We start from the raw sequence: 11,202 nt of genomic DNA on the forward strand, positions 1-11,202 counted from the left end.
CTTTGATGTTTGCTCGCAGATTTTGATGGATCATTTCTCCGGGAAAAAATCTTTGGTTTTTGCTAATCACCAGTGACCTATTACTAAATTTCGCTCCACACTACCAGCCCAGAAAGTTCTTGAGTCTCATAGAACTCAATTAATGCGTGAAGCAGAAAGATCATGTAACGGTAAAAAAGAGAAACAACCATTTGACTATTATCGATATGGGCAAGAAATGACACCCTTACAATTGCACGGAAGTTTTTCAAAATTACCGCGAACTTTGAGTCAGGAATCAATTACCACATTAGAATCAAAAAGTGACAATGTTTATTTAGCCTGCTTATTTGATTTAGATCAAGATAAAAAACAATCGCTGATTTATTTAAAATCACTTAGAGACAATATCTTAGAAAATCTTGCAGCAGTATATGGTGTTACTCCAGAGGATAAAATAAAAATATATCTCCATATGCCTTACCTGGAAGCGACTACAACGCTGCATGTCCATATTCGAGTAAACCAGGCCGATCATGGTCTTGAAGATGCTAAAAGCTTCGGACTCAATGAAATTATCACCACATTAGAAAAAGGCGGTTCAGTCACAGATATGATTCTTAGCCGTGGAACTATTTACTGTTCAGAATATCCTATTGGTGAAAATATAGAAGGTGTTTGTGTAAAAACAGTGCCAAATCTTCAACGAGATTGGAACGATATCTTCAATTTATTAAGAGCAGATAAATTAACGATTAATTATTTACTGCAAGCACTTCAACGGAGTGAAGTAAAAAACCGAATGCAATTGCTTGACATTGAGCAAGTTGGAAAATTATTAAAAATTATTGAAGAAACTAATGAATTTCCAATCATTGAGGAGTTAATCAATATACTCAAAAAAATGGAGGTCAATGCAGAATTGAAAAAACTTGGGTGGTCATTGGAAACAGGTACATGTATTGAACAAGAGTCTCATAAAAACTCCCTAATGAACTCATAATGTTAATCCATTTACGGTGAGCACTTACCTTCTAATTTAATTCATTTGGTGAAGTGTCTGCAAACTTGCGGACACTTTTCATATCGAAACTGATTTTTAAGTTAGAATTATTTATTTTCGAGGAATCATTTTATCGTTTCAATAAATTCTCGGACAATTTGAAAAAATTTTTCTGGGGTTTCTAATTGAGGTAAATGACCACAGCCAGCAAAACAATAATAACGCGCTCCAGGAATATCACTGGCAAGATACTTAGAGTCCCGTTCACTAATAATAATATCTTGGTCAGCAGTCAATACTAAAACAGGCGCCTTGATTTGTCCTATCCACTTTCGAGAATCAAATTGTTGAAGCGCTTCATATTGTCCTTCATGCCCTTTAATCGTAAATGGAAAAGGATTATCCAAACCAATCTGTATGAGTTGCTCAAGGACTCCAGGTTGAGAAAGAAATTGATATGAAAAACACCAACTGCATGAAGCTTTAATTAGTGATTTAAGGGGAACATCAGCTTTCATAAGCTCAAGTTGTGCCTGAAGATAAATATTAAAGGCTGTTTCTATTTTCGCGCTAGAATTACCAATTACTGCAGATTTAACCAGGCTGGGATAGCGATACGCTAAGGATTGTAGTATAAACCCTCCCATCGAATTACTCACGAAATGGGCTTGTTGGATATTAAGAGCAGTGCATAGATCGGCTACATCATTTGCCATTTGATCAATACTATAAACATCATCCGGAATATCAGTCTGACCAATACCCCGATTATCCAAAAGAATCACTTGGTATTTTTCTTTAAAGTGCTCAACGATTGCAGCCCATGCTGTATGATCAGCACTGAATCCAGCAATAAAAACAATAGGCTCTCCCTGACCATGACTTTCATAATACATGGAGATATCATTCACTTTAATACGGGGCATAATATTCCTTAATATTCTATTAACTCTGAAAAAATATATCATTTTCTCAAGTTAAGCTACAGTAAGTTTTAGGATATTGCATGCATATATTTTTTCAAGCACAATCCATTCAATAACTGTAATATCCATATCTTCTTGCAAAGCATGTGCGACATTATAGTAATTAGTTTTAAGCAATACCCATATGATCGTCAAATTATTTATTTTTTTCTTCCTCGTATTTTTACCATTCATAAAAGAATTAATTTCATTTTGGCCCCACATTTACTTGCCCCATTTCTGTTCTTCTTTTTTGGCATAGATGGTTTGAAGTAATTTGGATTTTCATTCGCTTTCAACGCACATAATGCACACTTAATAAACATTTGATATAATTTCACTGCAATTGTGGTATAGAGAATGAAGGAGTTGTAGATGAAATTGAAGTTAGATAAAAAATTAATGGGCAAAATAAAAACACCTAAAAAAGATATTCATTTGAAAAAGAATGATCATATGATGGATCAATCAATGTTTCGTGAAAAAAATAAAACAAAAAATTTAATAAAAGAAAAGACAAAACCAATTGAGACTGTAGAAATACCTAAGAATGATATGCCTAACCCTAATCAATTTTTCAATAAGTGTTATATAAAGGGTGAAGAGAAAAAATCTAAAAATAGAGCTGGAACTCGTCAATACCATACAACTAATAAATTGCAAAAGCCAGAGCAGGAAGTTATTGATTATCTTCATACCACAACAAAAGATTTAGATAAGCAAGTAGCTCAAAAACAAAAAGACGGCGGATATAAGCCTGATGATTGGGGCATGGCTACCTTTGGACAAATTTTTAAGAAACATGGAATCCCTATTGTTGTTCAATCTTTAGTAAATGGTTCTGAGAGTTTAATCAAAGCACTAAATAAACCATTAAATGAGATCACCGTTGACGATTTGCGATATCTCAGCATTTTATACATGAATGGTCAATTCCCTAAAGGAGCGAGTTTATATTTTGCATCACCTAATGCTCTTAAGACCGGCTTTATTCATCCAGAATATTCATCTAAAAATGATGTGAAACATATGGGGCATTTTACCCAAGTAGCCCCTCTTTATTGCGAACATACAGGGGACATTAAACGAAATCTAAGAGAAACTGCCGGCATCTTTAGAATTCCAAATTGGTTAAATGAAATTCCATTAGCAGTTTCTGAGGTGAAGGCAAACTCCAAACTCAAAATGACGCTGACTAATGGTACTGACAAAGAATATGAAATTGGTCAGGGTGGAGAATTACAAATATATGTGAGTCCTGAGATAATGGGTGTTTTACACCGAGAGGTTATCAAAGTTATTTATCAAACACAAAATCAGCATGGAATTAAAACAGCAGTTCGTGATAAGGACGGTGTCATTGTTGAATTTGCATTTAATGGACGTAATGAGGTAGATAATTATGCATATATTGATACAGGAACAGGTCTCAAGAAAGGCGAATCTACATTCATAGCAACTGATACTGGGGAAATTTACCATACTTTTAAATAATAGCGAGTAGGTAAAAATTCCTGAGTTCGGCAGTTATAATTTACTGCCGAACTAATAGGCAAATATGAATATCATAAAACTTTTCTATAACTTCATTTAATCTTCCAATTATCAGTATTCAAATAATTAAAACTTACATTATGCTATTCTTATTTTAAGGATAAAAGCTTCATTACTCAGTTCGCGATATGAACTTTAAAAAAAGTTTTGCACTATAATTTATATATGATGAGAAAATTGGAGATAGTCATGGACTCATCGAATGAAAAGGATACCTATGAAGCCAGGATTTTGATAGAAAATAAAATTATCTTTAAAACCACTGGAAAAGACCTTGATAATTTGAAAATATGTTTAAGTGAAAAATGTGATCAGGAGCACTCAGGAACAGAAGGAGTAATTGTTGAACTTGTTTCTGGTTTAATAATATATAGATGCCATAAACAAACAATCATCGATCAATAAGCTCATGCTTCTAGAAGAGTAAAAACCATAGAAGGTATCCGAAATGAACATTTATCTTATGGCTTATCAATTGGATAAAACGGCCAGATTAAGGCAAGTGAGCGGAGTTCGATTATTAAAAATTGAAATTTTAATAATGGAGTGATTCTTGAGAATATAACATTCATTATCATAACCAATAATGTTTATTGCAAATATATTGCAAGTGCGTAAAGCTAATGTATTATTTAATTTTATCGGCAAGGAAGTCTTATGTATAAACAGATTATGGTTGCTGTTGATGGGAGTAAAGCTTCCTCTTTAGCATTAAAAGAAGCCATTCAACTTGCTAAAAACCAAAATTCTAAACTTTGTGTGATTCACATTGTAGATACATTATATGAAGGTGATGTAGATCGTGAGGCTTTTGTTGAATTAATAAGAAAACAAGGACAAGAGGTTTTAAATTCAATAAAGAAAAAACTAAGCCGCGTAAAAATTGAGTTTGAAATGAAACTCACGGAACTCACTCCTTCTAAATCACAAATTGCTGAAAAACTTGTTGATGAGGCATCGGCATGGTCTGCTGACTTAATCATTATTGGCACTCATGGTCGACGCGGAATTCAGCATATACTAACTGGAAGTGTCGCTGAAGAAGTCATTCGTATCTCCAAAATCCCAGTGTTATTAGTAAAAAAATAAAAATGTATGTTTTTAGGCGACTCTGCCCTATATGAATACGCCTAAAACGAATTAGCTTTCCTATGTTGAGGAACAAGCATGTACGCATGGCAAGAAAAAAATCGAGCATATTGTTTTTATGCCCAAATTAGATGTTTATTTTTACATTTCGAATTAATAACATTAGTGTTACATCATATATCCTTAAGTAAAATATGTTATAAGTTTTATCCAAAAAAAAAACTTTGACACAAAATGGCAAAAATATATGCAAAAAAATGCATTAATTTCGGTCTCGTAAATAAGAATGAACTGCCACGATATGAATATCATCGTACACTACGTGGTGCCATAGAACTGTCTGCTACAAGCTATTCAAAACAACAATCAAAAAATGGTGTTATGTATCAATGGGATAATATTGCACCAGAAATTGCTCTTGTCGTTTTGCAAGATGCAAAAAAAATGGGTATTGATATTCAAGATGAAGTACTTCAAACAATGGGTACCAAAGCATTTCACCAAGAATGTCTAAAAGCGGCCCTGGAAAAATTACAAAATAATCCCCATTATTCCTTGTTTCTACAAAAAATGGCATTACATATTAACCATAAGAAATCCCTAGAATTAACCTTTGAGCATTTAAAATCCTTCGGAATTAATACCATTGATCAATTTAATGAGGCCTTTATTCATTTTTTGTTAATGCAAAGCAAATTAGCTAAGAGTTTCCCTAATTTTAACAAGATTAGAGAAGAAGATGATTATGAACAATTCATTACTTTTATGACTAATGAACCATTATCCGAATCATTTATGCTATCATTCACACAATATTTAGCTTCTGAATTTAATCAAGGAAGAATACAAAGCGAGCAGGTAGAAAAACCCAAAGAAATTAATACCAAAGTATTGCTTCAGTTTTTCCGCGCTATTAGCTATGACTTATGTCTTAAAATACCAAGTAAAGACTTGCTGAAAAAAAACACTTTATATGTAGAATTATTCGATAGCCAACTAAAATATACCGTTATTAATCCCTCTGGAAAAGAAATCAATGCAACGATTAACTATAATGATCTCAATTTTGCTTTAGATAAAACCATTCCTGAGGAAGACTTAAAAAAACATTTACCCGCTATTTTGCAAATTACATCACAACGAGGGCATACAGGAGATATTCCTCTTCATAGTACCGCATCACTGAGAGATAAAGGAATTGCCTTTTTAGATAGCGATCTTGGTGCAAGCTTATTTCTATCTCATTTACCTGCAGTTGATTTGGTGCAGGATGAAAGGATTAAGTTTAGCCTTTATCGGTGGCTAAACCAAGGTAACTTGGCTCGATTTAAAGATCTGTTAGCAACGGGTGCATGCCAACGCTATAATCAAGAAATCGACATTCATATAAAACAAATTAAAAAAACTATTGGTATCAATGAAATATTCCAAAATGAAATCGAAACTGTAGGCGGCTTGATGAAGGAAATAGCTGTTTTAGTCGCTACATTAGAGGAAAACCTCCATGCAAAAGATGAGGAATTGGATAATAAAATAATAACGCTGATTGAGCATTTAAAAACTATTAGCGAACTCTATAAAAGTACCCCGCTTTTAAAACTAGATGAAACGTTTCCATCAACTACAGGAAATTTTGAAAATTTTATCAAAAAAGTCATCTTTAACTCTTCTAATGAAAAACTCGTTCAATATGTTCCTGACAGTAAAGATAAAGAAAAAATCTGGAAACTTAATTTAGTAGATTTAATCATTGGACTAGTTAATGATACAAATTTCGTTTCCGTACGCGATGTGAAAAATAAAAAAGAACATTCTTTTTTGACAGATGCATTAGATATAGTGATACCACCTTCCATTGTATTCAGAGAGCAGCTCAAAAACAAACTAACAACTCATTTAAAAAATGAGGTACATCACTATCATACTGTACGTAGTTATGAAAATGATAAATTAAATCTCACTCAAGCTCCCGTGGTTTTTAAAGGAGGACATTTAACTGATTCATTACCTGAAACAGAATTTTTTGCCAAAAAAATGACTCGTACTGGAGAGTATTCTACCGATAGTCATTTATTATCCGGGCAAGAAAATAACCTAAAAAAACATGAAGTTCGATCAGGAACTGCTGCTCCATTAGCAGCTACTGGAGTTGGCACTCATACTGTGACTGATAAATTTGATATTGCCCTTGGCGACATAAAAGGCATCAAAATTCTCTACATTGTGCGCGGTAAAAAAGCATTTCATTCACAACCTTTTACAGAAATGATGGGAAAAGCCAAATTGGCTGAAATTGCTTATACTCATATTAAACCTCAAGATTATGTCATGACTATTATCTATGATCACAATCATGAAATACTCGATGTCATTCCTGGCAACTTAAACGGTGAGATTCAAGGAGTTAGTAATCAAGCCAAAGCAGTTCTTGCAGCAGGTATTGATTTTTATAATATTCAACATGATCATTCTTTGCTTTATAAGCCTTCAGTAAAATTGCCTCATATTCAAGCTCAAAAACAGAACTCTATAAACCCATTACCTAAAAGGAAACCTTTACTTGATTTTTTACATATGCATCAAATGAAATCGGATTCCTTAGTGAAAAAAACGCCTTCCACAAACTCTCTAGGCAGTGTACGAGTTAGTCGGAGTACTCGCAATGGCTATAAAATTTTATCTATGAATGTATTGAGACCGGAAGTAAAAGAAGTTCGACCATTAAGTGAAGCATTGGTTCTTCCTGAACAATCATTCCCCAAACTACTGAACCGATTAAGCGAGGTTAGAGAAGCGGCAGTTGCTCATTTTAATATGAGGCACATCTTAACTCTAAAAGGTTTGAGTCGATGGAATACTCAAGAAAGAAAATTACACGAAACTTATAATCGCATACTACAACCTAATTTTATGGAAGGTGATCTACAAGATCAATTAATTCATGCGAATGTAGCTCATGAAGAATGGCTGACTGATGTCTTAGTTCCCAAAATGCAAACGACATTAATGCTTCATATTGCTGCAAGGCTTATCACTGATTATCGAGTAGATGTGGAAGAAGTCAATGAATTAGCACAACAATTATTTCATAGTATTCTAAAATCAAGTACAAAATTCGAGAAACTTTCAAATGCTTGGTCAGAAATTTACATATCACTCAAAGAGACAAACACAGAACAACTCTGCACTAAAAAAGCTCATGAACGAATGGAAAAACTATATCCTTCCCTAAATCAAGGGAGCATTGCATATCAATCCAGATTTAATTCGTGCTTCATCATGGAAATGAATAAGATACAAAAAAAGCTGGTTAATCAAACCATGTCTGCGTTTTTAGATAAAAACCTGGATGACTTTGCTGAAGAAATAAAACTTGAGAAAAAAACAGTGTATCCCCTAACCGATAATCATGATTTTGTTTTTTTAGGACCAGCAGCTAGCGGTAAAAGTACTATTTCTAACAGATACATAAAAAAAGAAGAAAGAAAAGAGTACGTATCACTTGCAACGGATGATTATCGGGGCATATTTATGCCTTTCACTGATGAATTTGAAAAGCAGGAGACAGAACAAGTTTTTATTCGTACTCAAGACAGTGCCTATTTAATTAGTAAGCTGGTTGAAGAACGTATGCAAGCCAAAAAAGAAAAACGGCCCAATATCATTATTGACGGAGTGACTTATAAACCTTCACAAAAAGCCTTAGTTGCAAAAAATAATAACTCTTTAGTCATTTGTGCTTGTTTGGATGACATGTCAGAAGTTGTCAAACGTTCTTATGAAAGAGCGAGGCAAGAGGAAAGTAGCTCGTCTGATAAAGGTCGTTATGTAAATACGACGAGCTTGATTCATATGCATAAAACAGCAAGTCTTAACTTATTAATTCATTGTGATCCCAATACGACAATTGCGTTTTACAACACCAATGTTCCTCGCAACACAACACCCCCTTTAATTGCTACCGTGGATACACATGGAGAAAAAACACTAACAATTAGCAATGACAAAGGTTCTTTGATGTGTCTTGCATCCTTTTTTAACAAAGCTCGAGTAAATACTGGTGCCAAAAGTGACAAGCATCTTTTTTTGAAGTGTTTAAAGCAGCCTGAATTCCAAATCGACTCATTATTTGCCGTAACAGATTATGGATTTAAAATTGTATTGAATGGGGAACAGAATAAGCCATGTCTCACTGTTAAAAAGGTAAGTGATGGTCAAATGATTATGGAGATAATCGACCCTGAGCAAATTAAAACTAAAATCAAAGAAAATAAGGCTGAAAAATCTTTATTGCAAATGCTTTTATTATACGCAAAATTTGGTAATCTAAAATCAGTTCAAAAAGAGTGTTTATTACATGATGATATTGATTTTGTTATTGATCAATTAATTGATACGTACTCTACACAAAATAATAATGAAAATTTTGTGCTTCAAACAATTTCAAACTAAATACAATATGATTAGTACATCTTTTAAATCAAGGGGCTATATAATGAATACTGAGTTGCAAATAAAAATTGCGTTACAGAAAAATAAAATAGAGAAATTTATTAATCAAATGCGCAAAACACTTTCAGACACCCCTGATGCAGCCGAAAAAGAAAATAGACTAGTAATATTTGATACTTTGCTACTTTTAGCCACTTATGCTGATTCTGAAGAGCTTGAAAAAGAGTTTCAAAGATCGCTCCCTCAATACGAAACTGATAATACAATCAATTATATGTGCCAGCAATTGCGCGAAATTAATGGTTTTTGCAAATGCTCCTTTAGTGATGAACATGAGGTATACCAAGATTTATTCAATACCATGACTCACCCTTCAGTCAGAGCAAAACACTTCGCACGCGAATTGCTTAGTGAAACAATTTCTAAAATGATCATTGAAACAACAAATGCAGCTGATACATACCAAATAACGCCCTCAAGATAGTACTCTCGAAACAAATTTCGTAAATTTTTATTAGAGATAAATTTCTATAATCATATATCTTTCAAATGTTAGCGCGCATTTTGTTTTGCTTATTCTGATAATTTTGTTCGGCTTCTGGTTTTATTTCTTTATATGAATAGATTTTACCTGTCACCGGCTCAAATGTTCCTGTTTCTAAAAAATTCATGATTAATTCACGTGTTTTTTCATTATTCATAATAAATGTATGATTGGAATTAACAATGACTGGAGCATTTTGTCCTTCCAAACGTGCATATTCAGGCGGTACTTTCGCATCATACCGACCTGCTATTATCCCTATGTTAATGTTAGGCACAGGCACATGATGTACGTATGAGCTTTGATCGGAGCTAAGCTCAGCTAGTGGTTTTATCGGAAAAGTAAGCATAGGAAACATTTTCGTCGAGATTTTTGCTAATTTTGAACCTTGATTGGGAGGAGCCAGCATAATAAGAGAACCAATATTTTTTAATTGTTCTTTTGAAAGTTTAGAGATCGCTTCTCGAGTAATAATTCCTCCAAGACTATGAGTAATAAAGTTAATTTTGGCCCCAGGATTTTTTGCTAATAGATTTTTAATATACTGATTTAAATAAGTCCCATGTTCTTGAATACTGTATTTATGTGAAGGATAGCTATAGATATACACTTCATACCCTTTTCTTTTTAAAAAATTTTTTAGAGGCCACATACTTAAAGACGTACGCATTAAACCATGAATCAAGACGATTACCTCTCGAGACTGTTGTGGTTTGATCTGCATTTTCTGGACACTAAGCTCATGCTTAGCCTCCAGAAAGGATGCATAAACTGGAGCCCCACTCATCATTCCACTAATGACCAGAATGAGTTGAAGATATTGTCTTAATTTGTGAATGGTTTTGACCATTTATATCCCTTTGTTAAAAATAACGTTCCTAATTTTAACTAATATAACAGCTTCAAAAAACATTCCAAGGCGAGGATATAAAATCTTTTTTTGACATAGTTGATGGATTTTTTTCCTATTACAAGATACTCTATTTATCCTTTTACAATGAATTCCGTTAACAAAAAATTGAACCACTAATCTAGGAGTTTTTTATGTTAAAAAAGGTGATTTTTACTACTTTTTCCATAATGAGTTTTTCTGCCTTACTTCCTCTACATGCTAGCACAGATATAAGCTGTAAAGTTCAAGTGGCCGTTTCAACACCGCCAGTAACTTTTGACCAAAATGTTGCATTTAATGTAACCAACCTATTAGGGTTAAGTAAATCAATTACATTAAGCGGCGGAAGTGCTCCACAATATATTGAAAAATTACCTTGTACTCCAGAACCATTAACCATAAGCGCTACTCTATATACAACTCCAGTGAATGGCTGGTTACAAGCTCCTGCTATTAGCCAATGCGTTTTAAAAGCAGGTCCCGTCGTTTTAAATGGCCCAGAAAATAGCGTTTCTGTGGTATTTCCTTATGATTTTAATTGCAACTATTAGAGTCTACTTGTAATTCAGATCTCTTAGTATACCTTGATTTCAGTGTTACGTGCTTACAGTGTATGCTTCGCTGCGCAAAAACCAAGGTAATAGGTCACCCCTAATAAACTTTAAAGAAGTTTATTAGGAGAACTGATCCTCTTTATATTCTAACCAAAGCTACCGCCAAAAGA

General features: G+C 33.5%; 10 protein-coding genes. 7 read left to right on the forward strand and 3 right to left on the reverse strand.

Annotated elements, in window-relative coordinates; genetic code table 11:
* Positions 1 to 142 precede the first annotated feature (142 nt).
* Positions 143 to 982 (forward strand): hypothetical protein, encoded by an 840-nt coding sequence (locus Lsan_RS09050; protein WP_237762081.1) that lies wholly within the window; start codon positions 143 to 145, stop codon positions 980 to 982.
* 125 nt (positions 983 to 1,107) lie between these two features.
* Here the strand turns inward: Lsan_RS09050 and Lsan_RS09055 are convergent, their stop codons facing one another.
* Together Lsan_RS09055 and Lsan_RS09060 are read right to left on the reverse strand one after the other, a co-directional pair.
* Positions 1,108 to 1,908 (reverse strand): alpha/beta fold hydrolase, encoded by an 801-nt coding sequence (locus tag Lsan_RS09055; RefSeq protein ID WP_058514085.1) that lies wholly within the window; start codon positions 1,906 to 1,908, stop codon positions 1,108 to 1,110.
* 51 nt (positions 1,909 to 1,959) lie between these two features.
* Positions 1,960 to 2,172 (reverse strand): hypothetical protein, encoded by a 213-nt coding sequence (locus Lsan_RS09060; protein WP_058514086.1) that lies wholly within the window; start codon positions 2,170 to 2,172, stop codon positions 1,960 to 1,962.
* 150 nt (positions 2,173 to 2,322) lie between these two features.
* On the opposite strand from Lsan_RS09060, the gene Lsan_RS09065 reads away from it, so the two are divergent.
* The 5 genes from Lsan_RS09065 (at position 2,323) to Lsan_RS09085 (ending at position 9,526) form a co-directional block, all read left to right on the forward strand.
* Positions 2,323 to 3,441 carry a hypothetical protein gene (locus Lsan_RS09065; RefSeq protein ID WP_237762082.1) on the forward strand — a complete coding sequence of 373 codons (1,119 nt, stop codon included), beginning with the start codon at positions 2,323 to 2,325 and terminating at the stop codon, positions 3,439 to 3,441.
* Between the two features lie 249 nt (positions 3,442 to 3,690).
* A complete protein-coding gene (locus Lsan_RS09070; RefSeq protein WP_058514087.1) occupies positions 3,691 to 3,906 on the forward strand; it encodes a hypothetical protein in 216 nt (71 codons plus the stop codon).
* Between the two features lie 252 nt (positions 3,907 to 4,158).
* A complete protein-coding gene (locus Lsan_RS09075) occupies positions 4,159 to 4,590 on the forward strand; it encodes a universal stress protein (protein WP_058514088.1) in 432 nt (143 codons plus the stop codon).
* Between the two features lie 234 nt (positions 4,591 to 4,824).
* Positions 4,825 to 9,042 (forward strand): zeta toxin family protein, encoded by a 4,218-nt coding sequence (locus tag Lsan_RS09080; RefSeq protein WP_058514089.1) that lies wholly within the window; start codon positions 4,825 to 4,827, stop codon positions 9,040 to 9,042.
* Positions 9,043 to 9,085: 43 nt separating this feature from the next.
* Positions 9,086 to 9,526 carry a hypothetical protein gene (locus Lsan_RS09085; protein ID WP_058514090.1) on the forward strand — a complete coding sequence of 147 codons (441 nt, stop codon included), beginning with the start codon at positions 9,086 to 9,088 and terminating at the stop codon, positions 9,524 to 9,526.
* Between the two features lie 61 nt (positions 9,527 to 9,587).
* Here the strand turns inward: Lsan_RS09085 and Lsan_RS09090 are convergent, their stop codons facing one another.
* Positions 9,588 to 10,436: an esterase/lipase family protein gene (locus Lsan_RS09090; protein ID WP_083505108.1), complete on the reverse strand. Its 849-nt coding sequence runs from the start codon at positions 10,434 to 10,436 to the stop codon at positions 9,588 to 9,590.
* A 194-nt stretch (positions 10,437 to 10,630) separates the two neighbouring features.
* Here Lsan_RS09090 and Lsan_RS09095 point away from each other — a divergent pair, with 194 nt between their 5' ends.
* A complete protein-coding gene (locus Lsan_RS09095; protein ID WP_058514091.1) occupies positions 10,631 to 11,029 on the forward strand; it encodes a hypothetical protein in 399 nt (132 codons plus the stop codon).
* The last annotated feature ends 173 nt before the right edge of the window (positions 11,030 to 11,202 follow it).

This window comes from Legionella santicrucis (genome assembly GCF_001468135.1).
Classification (GTDB): domain Bacteria; phylum Pseudomonadota; class Gammaproteobacteria; order Legionellales; family Legionellaceae; genus Legionella; species Legionella santicrucis.

Bases quoted from the DNA above. Each gene is read 5' to 3' on its own strand.
- Lsan_RS09075 (WP_058514088.1), top strand. From the start codon at position 4,159: ATGTATAAACAGATTATGGTTGCTGTTGATGGGAGTAAAGCTTCCTCT.
- Lsan_RS09090 (WP_083505108.1), bottom strand. From the start codon at position 10,436: ATGGTCAAAACCATTCACAAATTAAGACAATATCTTCAACTCATTCTG.
- Lsan_RS09065 (WP_237762082.1), top strand. From the start codon at position 2,323: ATGAAATTGAAGTTAGATAAAAAATTAATGGGCAAAATAAAAACACCT.
- Lsan_RS09095 (WP_058514091.1), top strand. From the start codon at position 10,631: ATGTTAAAAAAGGTGATTTTTACTACTTTTTCCATAATGAGTTTTTCT.
- Lsan_RS09060 (WP_058514086.1), bottom strand. From the start codon at position 2,172: ATGTGGGGCCAAAATGAAATTAATTCTTTTATGAATGGTAAAAATACG.
- Lsan_RS09050 (WP_237762081.1), top strand. From the start codon at position 143: ATGCGTGAAGCAGAAAGATCATGTAACGGTAAAAAAGAGAAACAACCA.
- Lsan_RS09055 (WP_058514085.1), bottom strand. From the start codon at position 1,908: ATGCCCCGTATTAAAGTGAATGATATCTCCATGTATTATGAAAGTCAT.
- Lsan_RS09085 (WP_058514090.1), top strand. From the start codon at position 9,086: ATGAATACTGAGTTGCAAATAAAAATTGCGTTACAGAAAAATAAAATA.
- Lsan_RS09080 (WP_058514089.1), top strand. From the start codon at position 4,825: ATGGCAAAAATATATGCAAAAAAATGCATTAATTTCGGTCTCGTAAAT.
- Lsan_RS09070 (WP_058514087.1), top strand. From the start codon at position 3,691: ATGGACTCATCGAATGAAAAGGATACCTATGAAGCCAGGATTTTGATA.